Here is a 17,679-nt window from a genome sequence, read left to right as displayed (position 1 = left end):
TGAGCGTCTGTCCATGCCCCGCCGTCTGCACGACGGCGGGGCATGGTGCTTGGCGTATGACGTATGGCGTATGACGTATGACGCGGCGCATGGCACCGCCATACAGGCAGACCTGCCGAAAGAAAGAAGGCTCTAAAGAAGGCCCTAGCCCTAGCCGTCGAGGGGCGTGCACGGTGTCGTCAAGGAGGTCTGCCGCCACTCTTCGGCGGCCTGTACCAGGGCGCGGCTGACGTGCTCCAGGAACTGGCCCATGTGCTGCAGGCGGGCGCCGGCAGGGGTGGCGGCTCCGAGCGTCGCGGCGCCCTGGCGGACGGTATCGGCCAGGGCGGCATTCGCGCGGGCGCTGGTCAGCCATGCCCGGTACCAGACGTCACCGTCGATGACATAGTGCTCGCGCCGTCGCCGGGGATCGCGTTCTCGCCGGATAAGTCCCTGCTCTTCCAGGTCGCCGACGGCGTTGGAGACCGATGCCGGGCTGACCTGAAGACGCTGGACCAGGTCGGCGGCAGTAAGGCTGCCGGTGTCGCTGGTGTAGAGGCAGGCGAGAATCCTGGCCGTCATCCGCGGGAGCCCTGTCCTTGCCATCAGCGCGGCGAACCGCTCCTCGAATGCCTGCACTGCTCGGGGGTCACGACCGTGTGCGACGGTGTCGGCCGGTGGCGTCGGAGCCTGAGGCGGAACCTGGGCGGCCCGCTTGCGCCGGCGCGCTCGCCCTTGGGCTTCCTGGTGCGCTTGGTCGGCCTGGTAGGCGTCGCGCCCGCCGTTACGGGCCACCTCCCGGCTGATGGTGGACACCGGTCGTGCCAATTGCCCGGCGATCTCGGTGTAGTTGAGGCCCTTGGACAGTCCCGCAGCGATCTGCTGGCGGTCCTGCAGGGTCATCCTGCTTCCTGGCATCTCTCGTCTCCCGCTGATCGCCGTTCGCGTCCGTCCGATACGGATCCGCCCGGGGCGCCAGTGTGCATTCATCTACATCTCATTGCAAAATCAAGGAGAGCCGTAATTGCGTTTATCGCCAATGTCATTGCAAATGACGCGGTACATATCTACATCGAACGGGAATTGTGCGGGTAGTCGATTGACTAAATCCTGAATGCAACTTAGCTTTCACTCCTAAGTGAACGGCGAGCGTGGACGGGGCGATCGCTGCTGACGCCGATCCCCCTCGTCCAGAAGGAGTCGAAATGACCAAGTCCCTCCCCGTCCCGGCGAGTACGCCCCGGCTGTTACGGGCACATGCGACGCGAGCAGGCATCGGCCTGCTCGTCCCGGCGATCGCGCTTATGGGGTGCGCCGAGGCCAGTGGCGCGCCGGCTTCCCATGACGTCAAGCCAATGGCCTCGAACGTCTCACTGACGGCCCACCCGGGCCATGCCAGGGTCCAGCACGCCCTCGATCAGGCCGTGGCCAAGGGCGGTGTTCCCGGCATGATCGCCGAGGTGCGCAACGGTCGTGACGCATGGTTCGGTTCGGCAGGTGTGGCCGACATCAAGACCGGCCGTAAGCGGCAGCCGCAGGAGCGCTTCCGCATCGGCAGCGCCGCCAAGGCGTTCACCTCCACGGTGGTGCTGCAGCTCGCGGGCGAACACAAACTGAGCCTCGACGACACCGTGGACAAGTGGCTGCCCGGTCTGGTCAGGGGCCACGGCAACGACGGCCGCAAGATCACCATCAGGCAGTTGCTCAACCACACCAGCGGCCTGTTCAACTACGGTAACGACGAGAAGCTGTTCCCCCTGTTCAAGGGCGAGGCGTTCCTCAAACACCGCTTCGACACGTTCCGGCCCGAGGATCTGGTGAAGGTCGGCATATCCAATCCCCCGTACTTCGCGCCGGGCAAGGGGTTCAGGTATTCCAATACCGGCTACTTTCTCGCCGGGATGATCGCCGAGAAGGTGACCGGACATCCGCTCACCGACGAGATCAGACGGCGGATCGTCGTCCCGCTAGGGCTGAAGGGGACGTACCTCCCCGGCGAGGACACCGCGATCCGCGGACCACACCCACGGCACTACTCGACGCTGTTCGAGACCGCCCCCCATGCCAAGGTCTACGACGTGACCGAACAGAACACGTCCTATGCCTGGGCGGCGGGCGGTGTGGTCTCCACGGCCGGCGACCTCCACCGGTTCGTCGGTGCGCTGCTGAACGGCCGGCTGCTCAAGCCCGCCCAGCAGCGGGAGATGTTCACCACCGTCTCGACCAAGGGGTCGGGCTGGATCCCGAAGTTCAAAGCCAGGTACGGCCTCGGTGTCTTCTCGCACGAGCTGCCGTGCGGCCGGAAGGTCTGGGGCATCGGCGGCGCCATCAGCGGCGGGTACACCTGGGCGATGGGCACCCGCGACGGCAAGCACATGATGGTGAGCAACATGAACGGTGACTGGAACGAGCCGCTCGACGCGCTGTGGAATGTGTACCGGGCGGAGTTCTGCCCAGCCGGTTCCCCGGCACCGAAATCGGCTTCGCCATCCGCCGCCACCCACTGAACTACGGACGTACCGGCGCGCCCGTCCCTCAGGCGCGACGCGGCCCTGCCCGCCGCGCCCCCCTCCCCGCACGGGGCGCCACCCTCGTGATGAACAGTGAACAGTGAACAGTGAACAAGGCCCAGGTCGTTGACCTGGGCCTCAACTCGTGAGCGGGTGAGAGGAATCGAATCCCCGCCCTGAGCCTGGCCTTCTCGGTGACGCTCAGGCCGTGGGTTTCACATCCGGATCCCTGATTACCACTTGTAATCGGGGCGGCACAATTTTGCCCATAGCGCGCTGTTATGGGAATCCGGTAGCTTTCGGCGTCGCCGCCGCACCCGCATTCTGTCCCCACGACGGTCCCCACGTAATTCCCTGGCAGGCAACAGATTGCCATGCCCGCATCACTCACTGCGGGCTCTCCCCTCACGGAGGCACACCTCTCCCCACGGAGGAATGCTTCTCTCCCCCCCACGGAGGCAACACCATGAGATCCTCGCACGCATTGCGGCGCCCGCGCGTCGCGGTGCCCGTACTCGTCCTGTCCGCCGCCTTGCTCGCCTTGCTCGCCCTGGCCATTGTCCCCGCCAGTCGCGCCCATGGGTCCAACGACAGCACCTCGGCATGTGCGCTCCAGGGGACGTCCGGATACACCGATGAAGGCCAGAACACCGACTACAACCGGTTCCAGAAACCGGAGGGCACCAAGCGCGTGGGCGTCATCTATGTGGACTTCCCCGACGCCGTCGGGACCACCAAGCCGCTCGACCGCTACTACGACCAAATATCCGGCGCTGACGGCTGGATGCAGAAGGCGTCCAACGGCAGGGTCTCGCTGGATATGAAGGCCCCGTACGGCAATTGGGTGCGTATGCCGAAGAATTCCACCGAATACCACTGGGAGCGCGGCTTCTCCTGGGACACGCACCGGGTGTATGTGAAGGACGCGCTCGCCGGAGCCGCCAACGCAGGCGTCAACCTCGCCGATTACGACACGTTCTACATTGTGCCGACCAGCACCGCGGCCGCCATCACTCACACCCCCACCTGGGTCCAGAATCCCTCCAACCCGACCCAGGTCTGGAACAAGGCGACCGACGCCTGGGTGACGATCAAGTGGGCGGTGACCTTCGGACAGGACATGTGGCACTGGGGCTACAAGGTCGCCGACCACGAGACCGCCCACACCTTCGGCCTGCCCGACCTCTACGCGTTCAACGGCGAACAGCACCAGTACGTCGGCGGCTGGGACGTCATGGGCAAAGTGAGCGGCCATGCCCCGCAGTTCCTCGGCTGGCACGCGTGGAAGTTCGGCTGGATCAACGACAGCCAGGTCTCCTGCCTGTCCGCGAACGACACGTACTCCACGACCCTGAACGGGGTGGAGCATGGAGGCGACGGCTACAAACTGGCCGTGGTCAAGACCAGCAACACCACGGCCTACGTCGCCGAGTCCCGCAAGGCCGCCGACAACGACTCCGACGCCTGCGCCACCGGGGTGCTGATCTACAAGGTCGACACCTCGGTCGAAAGCGGTAGCGGACCGGTCCGCGTGGTGAGCAACCCCAAGGCCGCCGCTCCCACCGGGAACTGCGCTGCGCTGGACATGCAGACCTGGCAGCCGGGCCAGACGTTTCAGGACGACAACGCCCGCATCCGGATCCACGTGGACAGCTCCGACTCGGACCACGACACGGTGTGGACCTACAAGTGGTGACCGCACAGTGAACCCGTCGGCGCGGCGGAGGCGCGGCAGTTGCGGATGCTCTCGGCGCGCGGGTGTCGGTGGGCGTGGTTAGCGTGGGGCTATGGCTTACGACGAGGTGCTGGCTGAGCGGATCAAGGAGCGGCTGGAGCCCGAGGGGGTGACCGCGAAGAAGATGTTCGGCGGGATCACCTTCCTGCTCCAGGGCAATGCGCTGGCCAATCTGTACGAGGAGGGCCTGATGGTGCGCATCGGGCCCGACGGGATGGACGAGGCCCTGGCCCGCCCCGGCACGAAGCAGCTGGTGTTCCGCGGCAAGGAGCAAAAGGGCTGGGTGGTCCTTGCCGAGGAGACCCTCGACGACGACGTCCTGGACGACTGGCTGAAGTGGGCCATGGAGGTCACCACGGAGCTTCCGCCCAAGTGACCTGGTCTGCCCGGTGGTCCGGTGCGCCCCGACCGACTGCGGCGCCGGGGACCAGTGCTCGGTGATCAGTGATCAGTGATCAGTGGTCGGTGCTCACTGGTCCCAGGCGCCGTTCTTGTCGGTCTCGTCCTGGGTGGTGAGGGCATGGGCGGCGCGCAGCAAGCGCCGTCCGAGCTGCTCCAGGTAGGGGGCGAGGCCGGGGGTGCCGTGGATGGTGTGGGTGGGGCCGAGGTCGACGGCCAGGAGTTGCTCGGCGATGCGGTGGGGGTTGTCGGCGGCGAGGTCGAGGGTGCTGGTGTGGTCGTCGAGGGGCTGTACACGGCCGGGGAGGGAGTAGGTGCGAGCGCGGACGGTTGCGGCGTCGGCCAAGGCGGTGGCGTGGAAGGTGTAGCGGCCGGGGGCGGTGGCCAGGCGGGCTGCGACGTAGGCGGCGGCGTCCGGGGCGGGCAGCTCGCGGGGGGTGACGCGGCGGCCGGTGGGGGTGGGGCCGGTGAGGCGGTCGACGCGGAACAGGCGCCATTCGTCGTGCTCGGTGTCGTAGGCGACGAGGTACCAGACGGGGTCGGCGGCGACCAGGGCGTGCGGTTCGGCGCGGCGCGGACCGGTGGTGCCGCTGCTGGTGGTGTAGGTGAAGGTGACGATCTCGTGGTCGCGGCAGGCGGCGGCCAGGATGACGAGGGTGGAGGGGTCGGTCTCGGGCCCGCCGGCCCAGGGCACGGGCAGCGGGGCGGTGGCGGCCTGAACGGTGGCGACCTGGTGGCGCAGGCGCGCGGGCAGAACCTGCTCCAGCTTGGCCAGGGCGCGTACGGCGGTCTCCTCGATCCCCGCGACACCGGCGGCCGCGGTGCGCAGGGCGACGGCGATGGCGACGGCCTCCTCATCGTCCAGGAGGAGGGGCGGCAGCTCGGCACCGGCGGCCAGGCGGTAGCCGCCTGCCTGGCCGGTGGTGCCCTCGACGGGGTAGCCCAGCTCACGCAACCGGTCGATGTCGCGGCGGATGGTGCGCAGGGTCACGCCGAGGCGGTCGGCGAGTTCGGCGCCGGACCAGGTGCGGCGGGTCTGGAGCAGGGAGAGCAGGCGCAGCATCCGGGCGGGCAGGTCCTGGCTCATGGTGTGTCCTGGGACGTCGTGGACGCCGTGGACGTCATGGCGTGTCCTCGGTCATGTCTTCCAGACTGCCAGGCGATGGTGACGTGAGGTGTCCTAAAGGGGTCCTACGGTCGATGTCATAAGCGGTCATGGACCGCCTGGCGCCCCGGCGCCGGACTGGCAGACGCGCGTCGCAGGGGGCAAGCCCGCCCCGCGGATCCCTGCCCCTGCCCTCTGCCTCCCTCCACTCTCCTGAAAGGAAAACGTCATGGGCCTCATGGACTCCGGCAGTGTCGTCTGGTTCGAGATCGACACCGCCGACCTCGAGAGCGTCAAGGACTTCTACGGCTCGCTGTTCGGCTGGAGCTTCCAGACCGTCCCCGCGGCCGAGGACCGTTCGTACACCCTGGTCACCGCCCAGGGCGCGGCGATGCCGATGGGCGGTATCTGGGCGCCCGGCGTCGGTGCGGAGGAGACGGCCGTCCTGTCCGTCCGCTCTGCCGACGTGGCCGCTGATGTGGCCCGGCTCAAGGACCTGGGCGCGACGGTCGTCGTTCCGCCTGGCCCGGCTGCCGACGGCGGGGTCGTCGCCCGGCTGAAGGACCCGCGCGGCACCCTCTTCGCTGTCTGGCAGGCCCCCGAGCAGGCCCCCACCGGAGTCGAAGGCGGGCTGCAGGGCGCCGGTGTCCCGCTGCCCGGCACCCTGGGCTGGTTCGAGATCGGTACCGGCGACCTGGAGGCGAGCAAGCGCTTCTACGCGGACGCGTTCGGCTGGAACTACGTTCACGACACGGGTGTCACCAGCAGGACGTACTTCGCCGCCGTCACCCCCGGCGATGAGCGGGGCAGCGGCGGCCTGGCCGACACCGGCACGGACAAGGACGGCACGAGCGTCAAGGACTACGCCATCCCGCAGTTCGTCGCCCCGGACGTGCCCGCCGCCGTCACCAAGGCCACCGAGCTCGGCGCGAGCGTCGAGTCCGGACCCGAAACCACCACCTACGGCCTGACCTTCGCCCGGCTCAAGGATCCCCGCGGCATCCGTTTTCTGATTTTCTCCCTCCCCTCGCAGGGCTGAGCACGCATCCGGGGTGGCGGTGTCCCCAGGGCGTCCCCAGGGCGTCCCCAGGGTGTGGACAGCCGCCGGAGTTGAGCTTCCGCTTCCAAGACCTCCGCCGCACCGGCCACAGCCTGTCCGCCCGGTCCGGCGCCACGCTCAAGGACACGAGGGTCCGCGCCGGGCAGTCCTCGGAGAGGGCGCCCCTCAGGCGTAGGGCTTCGGGGATCACGGCTGCGCGGGCTTTCCTCCGGGAACTGTCACGGGCTGTGACCGGTACGGCATGCGCTCGTTGAACGTGGGCGGCGGCAAGGCGTGGCGGGATGGGGGAGCGGGGTGCGGTCGCGATGGGGTGCTACCTGGGCGGTCTGCGCGGTGACGGCCGGGGGGCTGCTGCTGGCGTGGATGCAGCGTGGGCGCGATCAGGCGGAGACGCTCAGCTCTGTCCTGGCGACGGTCCTGGGTCTCTTCGGCGTGCTGGCGGTGTGGGCCGGGCGCACGAGGCCGGGGAGGAGCTGTTCGAGCACGGGGCAGCTTGACGAAGCAGCAGAGGCCCTGGCGCGGCTCGTGCGGCGGCAGTGGGAGGAAGAAGCTGTGCTCCGGCAGTTGTTCGACCCTGCGCCGCTGCCCGTGGCCTGGGCCGAATGCCCACGCGTGGGGATGTCCGATCATCGGCGGCTCATCGGCGGTCCGGTGTCATGCTGTGCCGACGCTCCGCAGGAGCTCGCCGCCGCTTTTCGCGGTCTTCCTCGGAGGCGCCTGGTGGTGCTGGGCCCTGCGGGGTCGGGCAAGACCACGTTCGCTGTCCTGCTCACCCTCGCGCTGCTGCGCGATCGGCGCGCCGGTGAGCCGGTCCCCGTCCTGTGTCCTCTCGCCTCCTTCGACCCCTCGCGCGAGAGCGTGCAGCAGTGGCTGGTGCGCCGCATCGTCTCCGACTACCCAGCCCTGGCCGATACCCAGACCTACGGGGCAAGCGCGATCGAGGACCTGGTCGGCGCGCACCGGGTCCTTCCTGTCCTCGATGGGCTCGACGAACTGCCCGCGCCCGCTGTCGGTTCGGTGCTGACCGCCCTCGGCAGCGCCCTCGACGCTCATGCTCCGCTCGTGGTGACCTGCCGTACCGGCGCCTATGCCGCCGCCGTGGCCTCGTGCGGTGTTCTGGCCGGCGCCGCGGTCGTCGAACCGTCCCCCCTCCGCGCCCGAGAAGCCATCGCCGTCCTGCGCCTTGCCGCACCACCGGGAGCACGTCAGCGGTCGTGGGACGTGCTGGCCGAGCACGTGGACCGGTACCCGAACGGGCCGGCCGCCCGGGCGCTGACCAACCCGCTGGTGGTCGCCCTCGCTCGGACCGTGTACGCCGACGCGGCCGGTGACCCGGGTGAACTGGCCGACCGTGAACGCTTCACGACCCCGGCGATGGTCGAACACCACCTGCTGGATGCCCTCGTCCCGACTCTGTACGCGCGGGCCCACCAGCGTGACCCCATGGGCCGGCGGCACTGGGACCCGGGCAGGGCGCATCGTTATCTCATTCACCTCGCGTCCGGGCTGCACAACCGTGGTACGTACGACCTGGCCTGGTGGCAGTTGTTCCCGTGGATGCCGTTCCGGGGCCGTTCGTGGCACCGGGGTGTGGTGTGGAGCCTGGGGGTCGTGGTGCTGTGCCTGCTGGTCGACGCGGTGCAGCGGCTGATGGTGGGTGATCCGGAATGGACGTTCACCGATGGGGTGGCGGTCGCCGGCCTGAACGCCGCAGCCATGTTCGTCATGCAGTGCGTCGGCGCGTCGCTGGCCGGCCGCCGCTCGCGGCCGTCCCCCGGTCCGGTCGGCAGGGTCGCGGTCACGGCAGTCACCGGCGGTCTGGCCTTCGCCGTGCTCGCCGTGACGGTGGGCGCGGTGAAGGTGAGCCCGAGCGCCCATGGCCTTGCGCGTCTCTTCGTGTACGCGACCACGGTCGTCTTCATGTTCCTGGTCGTCATGCAGAGCGCGGGGCTGCCCGTGCCACCGTGCATGCCGAGCCGCGGGAACCTCACCGTGCGGCACTGGCGCCAGCGACTGCCCCGGGCCGGGGCCACCCTCTTCGGCATGGCCGCTCTGGCCACGGCAGGCTTGAACATCTACGTGCTCGCCAGTACGAGAGACTGGTCCGGGACGGCGACCGCCTGGACGTACGGTCCCACCATGGGGGCCCTGGCCGGCGCGGTACCCGCCGTACTGCAATGGGTGCGGAGCACAGCGACTGTCCACGACCTCACCACGGTCGAGGTCTCCCTGCGCAGCGACAAGGTGGTCGCGCTCGTTCACGGCGCGGTAGCCGGACTCCTCATGGCGCTCTCGGACTTCACGCTCGAAATCGTGGACAAGACCATCACAGCAAGTCCCGCGAAGACGGCCCTGGAACCGATTTCGTCGTCGCGGCTGGAGCTGCCCCTGATCGCCGTCTGTGGCTTCATGCTCGCCCTCATGGCGCACTCCTGGCCGCAGTACACCGCTGCCCGGTCCCTGCTCGCCCTGCGGGGAACACTGCCGTGGCGGCTCCAGCCGTTCCTGGCCGACGCCCACCGCCTCGGCATCCTCCGCCAGGTCGGTGCCCTCTACCAGTTCCGGCACGCCCGGCTGCAGTACCACCTCGCCGTCCGGACGCCGCGGCCCTCACCGGAGTGACGGGCCCGTCCGCCGGAGGCCCCGGCTCGCCTTGTTCATAGGGGCCTGATTCATAGGGGCCTGCGGATCCGGGCGTTGGTTCAAGGCCGATTGCTTCAAGGCCGAAGGGGCGAGAATCCCACCTGGCGCCACGGGGCGCGGGCGGCGGAGTTCGGCGCCCCGGCTGGGCTGTCCGCGGTGTCCCAGACATGGTGGGTCGGTGCTGGGCCGTTGAGGGGGGACCAGCCAGGGTCACCCGTGGTGGCGAAGCCGACCCACGCTTCCCTCATGCGCCGGGACAGTTCATGGTCGGCGGTACTGGGTGGACCTCCGATGAGGAACTCGACGCTTTTGAGGGTCAGGTTGCCGAAGGCGAAGGGGATGTCCGAGCAGTGCCAGGCGCGTACCACGCCCTGGGGGCTCGTGCGGTGGCGGGCGAAGCAGGAGGTGAACGCTCGGCCACCGGCCTGAGCGTGCCGCTCTGCCAGCCGGCGGGTGTGCTCGCTGAACAGCAGGTCGCCGAGGATCGCAAGGTAGATGTCGGGAACAGGGGCATGGGGCATCAGCTTCCGGTATCCCGGCACCAGGTTGTCGGGGAGGTGGAAGGCCTTTGCGAAGCCGGCAAGTTGCTCGTCCGTGGTGACCTTCGGAGTGCTGCCGACGGCGTCCATCAGCCAGTACTCCTGAGTGGTGTGGCACACCAGAAGATCCACCGCCGCCGAGGCGTCCGTCACCGAAGCGTCCGTCGCCGAAGCGTCCGCTGCCGTCGCGGACAGGGGATCGCTGGGCAGGACGTCTCCGTCGACGACCGGGCCGTAGATCACAGGGTTGTAGTGGCGGGGTCCGGAACCCGGATCCTGCCGGTAGCTGTCGACGACGCGATCGGAGGCCGCGACCAGTGCGTGCGGGGGAGCGGACCTCAGGTGCGTGGAGGTGGCGGGGATGCCGGCCGCCGAAGCAACCCTCCGGGTGGTCTCAGCTGCGAGTTCCCTGGAATAGCAGGGGCCGACGACGCTGTGGGCGATGACGCGACGGAACAGCCCGCGTGCCTGGTCCATCCTCATCAGGCAGGCAGCCGAGGCCGCCCCGGAAGACTGCCCGGCTATCGTGACGTTGGCCGGGTCGCCACCGAAGGCGGCGATGTTCTCGCGCACCCACCGCAATGCGGCGATCTGGTCGAGCAAGCCCCGGTTCTCCGGGTACGGCGGCTCGGCACCGGGCGGGATGTGACCGAACCCCTCAAAACCCAGCCGGTAGTTGAAGGTCACCACCACGAGCCCGGCATCCGCCAGGGCGGTGCCGTCGTAGTCGGGCTGCGCGGAAGAGCCGAAGGTGTAGGCACCACCGTGGATCCAGACCAGAACCGGCAGGCCGTCGGCGGAAGCCGGAGCCCAGACGTTGAGCGTGAGGATGTCCTCGTCGCCGGGTGACCAGTGCGGTGCCCCTGGAAGCCGCGCCGATTGCGGGGCTATCGGCCCGAAGTCCTGGCACTCACGGACGCCCTTCCATGCTTGAACCGGGCGCGGCTCTCTGAAGCGGTTGACCCCAAAGGGCGTGGCGGCATAGGGAATTCCGAGGAACGCCACGACATCGGGGGTCGGCCGACAACCCCGGACCGGACCGTTCTTCGTTGTGCGGATCTCCACGAGCTTCACACGTTTCCGAGGTGGGCGGACACGGTGGAGGTCGGGGTGTGGAGGATGGCGTCGAACGCCTCCAGGACAGGGGTGTGCAGGTAGGCGCTCTGTATCCGGATGCGGTCGGGGCCCGGAGCAAGGCCGGCGCTCCCACCGGTCTCCCGGCGTGCCTGCTGAAGGTCCGCGATGCTGAGCCGGAGTCCGGCATCGGCGAAGGCGGCTTCGATGCTGCCCGGCTCGGGCGGCTCCAGCGCCGTGGCCTCGATGGTGAAACCGAAGCGCGCGTTCTCGTCACGCGGCATGTCCGCGGTGTGACCGGTGGTACTCGTCAGGCCGAGGGCGACGTAGTCGTCCCCGAGTGCGCGGTGCAGGTGCTGTCCCATGGGGAGCCCGGTGAGGTGGCCGTTGAAGGAGACCGGCGTTTTCTGGATGTGGGCGTTGTGCGCCACCAGTACGACGCGGGCCCCCGGTTCGAAGCGCTCAAGGTGCCACAGGACCGACTCTGCCATGTAGACATCCCGGGCCGAGGTGTCGGCGGTCAGCCCTTTGCCGACGAAGAGATCGGCCATGGCGCGGAAGGTGTAGTCGGCGTGGCAGGCGCCTTCGAGGCGGCGCAGGGCGATGTCGTAGCCGTGCTGGTCGCTGCGGGAGACATACAGCGGTTCGATGGAGCGGAACCGGATGAGCAGGCGCGTCAGGGTCGCGGTGAGGGTGTCCTGTTCGGTGGTGGACAGGCGCGCCCACGCGGGCGCGGCATCGGCAGCCGAGCCGCGGGCGAACGATTCGGCGATCCGCGTCGCGGTCTGGAGCGCGGGCAGGGTTTCGGGGTCGACTTGGCGCAGGTAGTCGGCGACCGGGGCCAGGGCGGGAAGCAGGGATCCGCCGGCCGCGGGGATGTCGATACCGGCGAAGCGCACTGGCGGTGAGGCGGTGCGGTTGTGCCGACGGAGCCGGCGCAGCGGTTCGTCGACTCCCACGGGGATCGCGGTGGCGAGGTGGGCCACCAGGTCGTCGTCCGTTCCGTCCCCTTGCGCCCAGGCGTCGAGCGGGATGCCTTCGCTGAAGCCGTATTCGAAGGCCAGGGCGGTGAAGCCGCAGCGTTCGACGAGGAACCGCAGGATGCGCTCGCGCATGAGGGCGAACTCGTCGATGAAATGGGAACTTTCACCGACCGCGACGACGCGGGCGTCGCCGACGATGGCGCGCAGCGGCTCCAGGTCATCGAGCGGCGCCTCGGGGTCGAGGTGGGTGAGGGGGACGGCGTGGGTGCGTAGCCAGTCGGCGAACGTGTGGTGGGGCGGCGAGGCAGGCATGCTGTCAGCTCGATTCCGGAGTGCTGGAGACCTGGTGAAAGACGCGGGACGCGGCATTCATGCGCATGGTCAGGTGGTGTTGTCCGTCGGGGCGATGCGGGCGATGCGGGCGAGTGCGCCGATCTCCAACGCTGTCCACACGGCGCCGTCGGGACCGGGGGCGATGCCGTGCGGTTCGGAGTGGGGGGTGGGCAGATCGTGGACGGTGAGGGAGCCATCGGGGGTGATCGTGCCGACGCGGTTGCCTCCCCATTCGGTGAACCATGCGGTGCCGTCGCCGTCGACGGTGACGGCGTGCGGCCGGGCGGTGCGGTCGGGCAGCGGGAACTCGGTGATCTGTCCGTCGGGAGTGATCCGTCCGATCTGACCGGCGGCGATCTCGACGAACCACAGCGCGCCGTCGCGGCCTGCGGCGATCCCCACCGGCGCGGCCGCCTCCGTCGGCAGGGGATGGATGGTGACCGCGCCGTCCATGCCGATCCGGCCGAGGGCGTTTGCCTGGTTGAGGGTGAACCACATCCCGTCATCGCCGCCGGCGGTGATCGCTGAGGGGAACGCGCCTGTGAGGGGGAGCGGGAACTCGGTGACGCGGCCGTCGACGGTGATGCGGCCGATACGGTCGGCGGCGGTCTCGGTGAACCACAGCGCACCGTCGGGTCCCGCCGCGATGCCGAACGGCCCGCAGCCGGGGGTGGGCACGCCGAATTCGTCGATGACGCCGTCGGTGGTGATCCGTCCGATCCGGTCCGCCCGGTACTCGGTGAACCACAGCGCGCCGTCGGGGCCGGGTGTGATGACGGTCGGCCCGCAGGTGGGGTCGAGCCGGTGGCTCGTCGGCTCCTCGCCGGGGACGAGCCTGCCGATCCGGCCACTGTGGACGAGGGTGAACCACAGCGCACCGTCCGGTCCCGTAGTGAGGGCGTAGGGGCCGGCCGCGCTGTCGGCCACCGTGTGCTCTTCGATGGATACCTTGGTCACAGGGGCTTCCTCAAACCGTGCTCGGTGGTGATGCGGGCGATGCGGGTGATGCGGGCGATGTCGTCCGGGGTTCCGGACATGAGGGTGCGGGCGCCTTCGGGATGAGGGCGCCCGCGGCTTCGCGCGGAGTGGTCGGCGCGGAATGGTCGGCGCGGAGTGGTCAGGCAGGTTCGGAAGGGGTGACCCACTCCACGAACTGGATGACCACTCCGTTCGGGTCCGTGATCTGGAACAGTCGCTCGCCCCAAGGCTCTTCACGCATCGGCATGGTGATGTCGACACCCTCGGCGCGCAGCCGCTTCTCCTCGCCCTCGATACCGGTTCCGGTGAAGGCGAGAATCAGACCGGCGGCGTGCTGGTCACGCTGGTCGGCCGGCAGCACTTCGGTGCCACGTGCGAGCAGGACGATGTCCACCGCGGCGTCGTCGCGGGTCAGGGAGGCGAACCCCTCGGCGGCGGCCTGCTCGACATAGCCGAGGTGGCTGGTGAAGAACCGCTGGGACGCGGCGACGTCGTCGACGGTGAGCGAGACGGTGGATGCGGTGATCTGCAAGGCGGTTCTCCTCATGGATTCTTCGAATCTTCGCGGGGCCTGTCGCCGCTGGTGGGCGAGGCGGTCGGGCGTGATCGTCGGTGGGGCGGGTCAGTGGCCGCCGCGTTTCGCGGCAGGCTGCGCGTGGCGGTCGGATCGTCGGGAACAGGAACAGGCGGCATCCGCGCAGGAAACGTCAGCCATCGGTGATCGGCTTTCGTCCTCAGTAAGTGCTGAACTCAGGGAGTGCCGAACCAACCGCTGAGCGCTTCTCGCAGCGCGGGTACGGCGCTGTCGGCTGGTTCGTCGATGGTCGCCGCCCAGGCGATGTGGGCGTCCGGACGGATCAGCAGGGCGTCGGCCGGCCGATCGCCGGTTCTGGCGGTGTGGACCTCGACGCGCTGTTGCCAGTCCTGGGCGGTCCCTCGGAGCTCCGGGCGGTCGGCGAGGTCCAGGAAGAGGGGTCGGGCAGTGTGCATGAGTTCGGCCACGCTGGTGGTGCCCTGGTCGGTGTGCAGCGTGAGGTCGGCTGCGAAGGCGCCCGCCAGCGTGTGCTGGTTGGCGCCAGGCATCGGGTAGCGGAGGTCGGATCCGGCGACAAGAGCTCCCATGCGGCGCAACGGCTGCTCGTCCACGAGCAGTTCCTGGAAGACCTCGCGAAGCGCTTCGGCGGCCGGATCGTGCCCGCGCCGCAGCGCCACCTGGGCTTGGGTGTGCAGCATGGTGCGGGCCCCGGCGAGATGGCGTTCGTCGTGGTAGGTGTCCAGCAGACCGGCCGGTGCCCAGCCGTGGACGTCGGCGGCCAGCTTCCAGGCCAGGTTGACCGCGTCGAGCATGCCGGCGTTGAGTGCGACGCCGGTGGCGGGGAACAGATGCGCCGCATCGCCGGCCAGCAGGATCCGCCCGTCCCGGTAGCGCTCGGCCTGCTGCGCCTTGAAGGTGAACCGCGACAGCCGAAGCGGTTCCCCCAAGGGCAGGTCCGCGCCGAGCACGCGGCGGACGCTGCCCTGGAGTTCGGCCACGGTCATGGGGATGTCGTCGTCGTATTCGGTGCTCTCGTCTTCGATGGTGTAGAGGGAGACGACCTTGGAGTCCGGCGACGCACCGAGTCCGAACAGCCCCTGGTCGGTCCGAGTGAAACCGGCGCGGATCGTACCGAAACCGGGAACGTCGAGATCGCTGTTACCGAGCACGGTCACCGTGTCGGGCAAGGCGATCTGGGCCAGTCGGTTGACTTCCGGGTAGGTGGTGCCGGGGAACGGTATGCCGGCCCGGTCGCGGACCCGGCTGCGTGCACCGTCGCACGCCACCAGGTAGCGGCCGGTCACCCGGTATGGCCCGTCCGGGCCACGGACGTCCACGATCACTGCGGCGTCGTCCTGGCTGACCCCGGCCACCTCGTGTCCACGGCGGACGTCGACACCGAGTTCGCCGGTGCGGTCCTCGAGCAGTCGCTCAAGCCGAGGCTGCGGCAGCGGCAGGGCGTGCATCGGCGGATCCGTCAGCTGGGTGAGGTCCAGATGCACACCGCCGAACGGGAACCGGGGAGCCGGGACGGGGTCGGTGCAGGCCGCCGCGAAGCGATCCAACAAGCCTCGGTATCGCAGCAGTTGAAGGATCTGCCCGCCGAGGCCACCGGCCTTGGGGGTGTTCCGGCGCTGCGGCTGTCGCTCCAGCACCAGCGGTCGCACACCGGCCAAACGCAGTTCAGCGGCCAACATCAGGCCGGTCGGGCCGGCACCCACAACGATCACATCGGCGTCCATCACTGGGCCACTTCTCTCGCAGTCTTTCGTCGCAGTCTTTCGATGGCTGACTCGGCAGGCTGATCGGCACGGCACAGAACGGAAACGGCACGGCACGGTCCGTGCCGCAGTCGGAAGTGTGATCAACAAACAGCCTTCTGTCAATACGGCACGTGCCGTGCCGATAGGGTGGTGTCATGACTGATAGCCGCGCCAGTCGTCACGACAGCCGAACCGAAGCGATCATGAAGGCCGCACTCGACGTGGCCCTGGAAGTCGGCTATGCCAGGCTCAGCATCGAGGCGGTCGCGACCAGGGCCGGCGTCGGCAAGCACACGGTCTACCGCCGCTGGTCCTCCCGTGGCCTGCTCTTCCTCGACGCGGTCCTCAGCCTGAACACCGAAGGCCTGAGCCACCCCCACACCGGCGACGTCGTGGCCGACCTGCGCGAGACGATGACCAAGGCCGTCAACCTGCTGGCCCAACCCCCTTGGGGTCCGCTGTATCAGGCCCTCATCGGCGAAGCGCAGCACGATCCCGAGGTCGCCGCCGCGCTCAACCGGCGTTTCATCGAGCCGCAGACCGCCGACACCCTGGCACGCCTCAAGGCGGCCAAGGAGCAGGGGGAAATCGCGCCCGACTTCGACCTCGACCTGGCCTTCGACATCCTGTCCGGCCCTCTGTACTACCGACTCCTGATCACGCAGCAGCCGATCACGGACGACTACATCGACTCCGTCCTACGAGCGGTCTTCGCCGGGATGAGCCCCAGGAGCCCCAGGAGCCCCAGGTCACAAAGGCGATAGAGGTCACGCCGCCCTGCCTCGCTGTCGGGTCAGCGCGACGCCACCATTGCCGCTAAACGAGACACCACCATTGCCGCTAAACGAGACACCACCATTGCCGCTGAACGACTTGACCGGTGAACGCGGAATCCGGCCGGTCCACCACCGATCACGATCACGTCCCTCACGAAATCCCCCTTCACGAAATCCCCCTTCGCCCCCTGATCAGGGAGTAGGGACCATCTTGCTGGTCGGAAGTCGGAGGCGGCAACGAGGAGTCCGGCAACGCAGCGTTAAGCGATAGGTTTATGTTCGAGGGAGGGGTGAGGGGAGGGCTGATGGAGCTCAGGGACATCGAGATCTTCTTGGCACTCGCCAAGGAACTGCACTTCGGCCGGACGGCCGAGCGGCTGCACATCACCACTGCCCGGGTCAGCCAGTCGATCCGCAAGGCCGAGCGCCGCGTCGGCGGGCGGCTGTTCGAGCGCAACAGCCGCACCGTACGGCTCACGGTGCTGGGCGAGCAGCTCCAGCAGGACCTGTCAGCCGGCTATCGGCAGATCGCAGAGGGCATCGCGAAGGCGCGCGCCGCTGCGGGCGCCGTGTCGGGGACGCTGACGCTGGGAACCATGGGTCCGATGGCACACACCATCAAGCCCGTCCTCGACCTCTTCGCGTCCACTCACCCGTACGTGAAGCTACGGCACCGGGAAGTCCAACCATCCGCACCGCTGGACCTGTTGCGCTCGGGCGATGTCGACGTGGCGCTGTTGTGGCTTCCCGTCAACGAGCCGGATCTGACCGTCGGCCCCGTCGTGCACGTCTCCGACGTCCTCCTGATGGTGTCAACCGGTCATCCGTATGCCCAACGCGAGTCCCTATGCATGGAGGACCTCGGCGACCACTGCGCGTTCCTGCCCGGACGGCTCCCCGCTTCCATGCAAGCCGCCTTCCAACCGTTCCATACTCCCTCCGGCCGCCCGATCCCCCGCGGCCCGCTGCCCTCCACCTGGCACGAGATCCTCGGTCTCGTCGCCGCCGGACAAGGCGTTGTGGGCGTGGCAGAGGATGCCGCGCTCTTCTACCCCTGGCCTGACCTCACCTTCATCCCCGTCCGGGACATGCCACCCGTACGTTGGGCTCTCGTATGGCGGACCGCCTACGAGAGCCCGCTCATCAGCGCCCTCCGCCACGCGACCATCACGTCGCACCGGAGTACCGAGGCATAGACGCTCCGCGGCGGAATCAACGACGCGCCCACGGAGCAGATGCCGACGTCGCTGCGAACGCCCGAGGCATC

At 68.9% G+C, this 17,679-nt stretch carries 14 protein-coding genes and 1 pseudogene; 8 read left to right on the top strand and 7 right to left on the bottom strand.

Features of this window, described 5'->3' with window-relative positions:
* Positions 1 to 150: 150 nt before the first annotated feature.
* Positions 151 to 882, bottom strand: coding sequence for a MarR family transcriptional regulator (locus ACFY12_RS13055; protein ID WP_390715857.1), 732 nt, complete (start codon positions 880 to 882; stop codon positions 151 to 153).
* Between the two features lie 302 nt (positions 883 to 1,184).
* On the opposite strand from ACFY12_RS13055, the gene ACFY12_RS13050 reads away from it, so the two are divergent.
* The 3 genes from ACFY12_RS13050 (at position 1,185) to ACFY12_RS13040 (ending at position 4,600) form a co-directional block, all read left to right on the top strand.
* Positions 1,185 to 2,486 carry a serine hydrolase domain-containing protein gene (locus tag ACFY12_RS13050; RefSeq protein WP_390715856.1) on the top strand — a complete coding sequence of 434 codons (1,302 nt, stop codon included), beginning with the start codon at positions 1,185 to 1,187 and terminating at the stop codon, positions 2,484 to 2,486.
* 469 nt (positions 2,487 to 2,955) lie between these two features.
* A complete protein-coding gene (locus ACFY12_RS13045) occupies positions 2,956 to 4,185 on the top strand; it encodes a M6 family metalloprotease domain-containing protein (protein ID WP_390715855.1) in 1,230 nt (409 codons plus the stop codon).
* A gap of 91 nt (positions 4,186 to 4,276) precedes the next feature.
* Complete coding sequence (locus ACFY12_RS13040) at positions 4,277 to 4,600, top strand: TfoX/Sxy family protein (protein ID WP_390715854.1); 324 nt, start codon at positions 4,277 to 4,279, stop codon at positions 4,598 to 4,600.
* A gap of 93 nt (positions 4,601 to 4,693) precedes the next feature.
* Here ACFY12_RS13040 and ACFY12_RS13035 read toward each other — a convergent pair whose 3' ends face one another.
* Positions 4,694 to 5,710 (bottom strand): helix-turn-helix transcriptional regulator, encoded by a 1,017-nt coding sequence (locus ACFY12_RS13035; protein ID WP_390715853.1) that lies wholly within the window; start codon positions 5,708 to 5,710, stop codon positions 4,694 to 4,696.
* A gap of 247 nt (positions 5,711 to 5,957) precedes the next feature.
* Between ACFY12_RS13035 and ACFY12_RS13030 the strand changes: the two genes are divergently transcribed.
* The 3 genes and pseudogenes from ACFY12_RS13030 to ACFY12_RS13020 all read left to right on the top strand — a co-directional run bounded on the left by ACFY12_RS13030 (position 5,958) and on the right by ACFY12_RS13020 (position 9,410).
* Positions 5,958 to 6,767 (top strand): VOC family protein, encoded by an 810-nt coding sequence (locus tag ACFY12_RS13030; RefSeq protein ID WP_390715852.1) that lies wholly within the window; start codon positions 5,958 to 5,960, stop codon positions 6,765 to 6,767.
* 74 nt (positions 6,768 to 6,841) lie between these two features.
* Positions 6,842 to 7,042, top strand: a pseudogene (locus tag ACFY12_RS13025) (hypothetical protein); the annotation flags it as partial.
* A 466-nt stretch (positions 7,043 to 7,508) separates the two neighbouring features.
* Positions 7,509 to 9,410 (top strand): NACHT domain-containing protein, encoded by a 1,902-nt coding sequence (locus tag ACFY12_RS13020; RefSeq protein ID WP_390715851.1) that lies wholly within the window; start codon positions 7,509 to 7,511, stop codon positions 9,408 to 9,410.
* A 95-nt stretch (positions 9,411 to 9,505) separates the two neighbouring features.
* Here the strand turns inward: ACFY12_RS13020 and ACFY12_RS13015 are convergent, their stop codons facing one another.
* The 5 genes from ACFY12_RS13015 to ACFY12_RS12995 all read right to left on the bottom strand — a co-directional run bounded on the left by ACFY12_RS13015 (position 9,506) and on the right by ACFY12_RS12995 (position 15,615).
* Positions 9,506 to 11,035: a carboxylesterase/lipase family protein gene (locus ACFY12_RS13015; protein WP_390715850.1), complete on the bottom strand. Its 1,530-nt coding sequence runs from the start codon at positions 11,033 to 11,035 to the stop codon at positions 9,506 to 9,508.
* 5 nt (positions 11,036 to 11,040) lie between these two features.
* Positions 11,041 to 12,339: an erythromycin esterase family protein gene (locus ACFY12_RS13010; RefSeq protein ID WP_390715849.1), complete on the bottom strand. Its 1,299-nt coding sequence runs from the start codon at positions 12,337 to 12,339 to the stop codon at positions 11,041 to 11,043.
* 69 nt (positions 12,340 to 12,408) lie between these two features.
* Complete coding sequence (locus ACFY12_RS13005; protein WP_390715848.1) at positions 12,409 to 13,317, bottom strand: virginiamycin B lyase; 909 nt, start codon at positions 13,315 to 13,317, stop codon at positions 12,409 to 12,411.
* Positions 13,318 to 13,477: 160 nt separating this feature from the next.
* Positions 13,478 to 13,870: a VOC family protein gene (locus ACFY12_RS13000; protein WP_390715847.1), complete on the bottom strand. Its 393-nt coding sequence runs from the start codon at positions 13,868 to 13,870 to the stop codon at positions 13,478 to 13,480.
* A 218-nt stretch (positions 13,871 to 14,088) separates the two neighbouring features.
* A complete protein-coding gene (locus tag ACFY12_RS12995) occupies positions 14,089 to 15,615 on the bottom strand; it encodes an FAD-dependent monooxygenase (RefSeq protein ID WP_390715846.1) in 1,527 nt (508 codons plus the stop codon).
* A gap of 176 nt (positions 15,616 to 15,791) precedes the next feature.
* Between ACFY12_RS12995 and ACFY12_RS12990 the strand changes: the two genes are divergently transcribed.
* Positions 15,792 to 16,400: a TetR/AcrR family transcriptional regulator gene (locus ACFY12_RS12990; RefSeq protein WP_390715845.1), complete on the top strand. Its 609-nt coding sequence runs from the start codon at positions 15,792 to 15,794 to the stop codon at positions 16,398 to 16,400.
* A gap of 317 nt (positions 16,401 to 16,717) precedes the next feature.
* The gene (locus tag ACFY12_RS12985; protein WP_390715844.1) at positions 16,718 to 17,608 is read left to right on the top strand and encodes a LysR family transcriptional regulator; all 891 of its coding nucleotides are present in this window, start codon (positions 16,718 to 16,720) and stop codon (positions 17,606 to 17,608) included.
* Positions 17,609 to 17,679: the final 71 nt, after the last annotated feature.

It is taken from the genome of Streptomyces sp. NPDC001339, from assembly GCF_042895955.1.
GTDB lineage: Bacteria > Actinomycetota > Actinomycetes > Streptomycetales > Streptomycetaceae > Streptomyces.
Note: the sequence above shows the minus strand (reverse complement) of the source record. Positions and strands in the feature narration are given on the sequence as shown.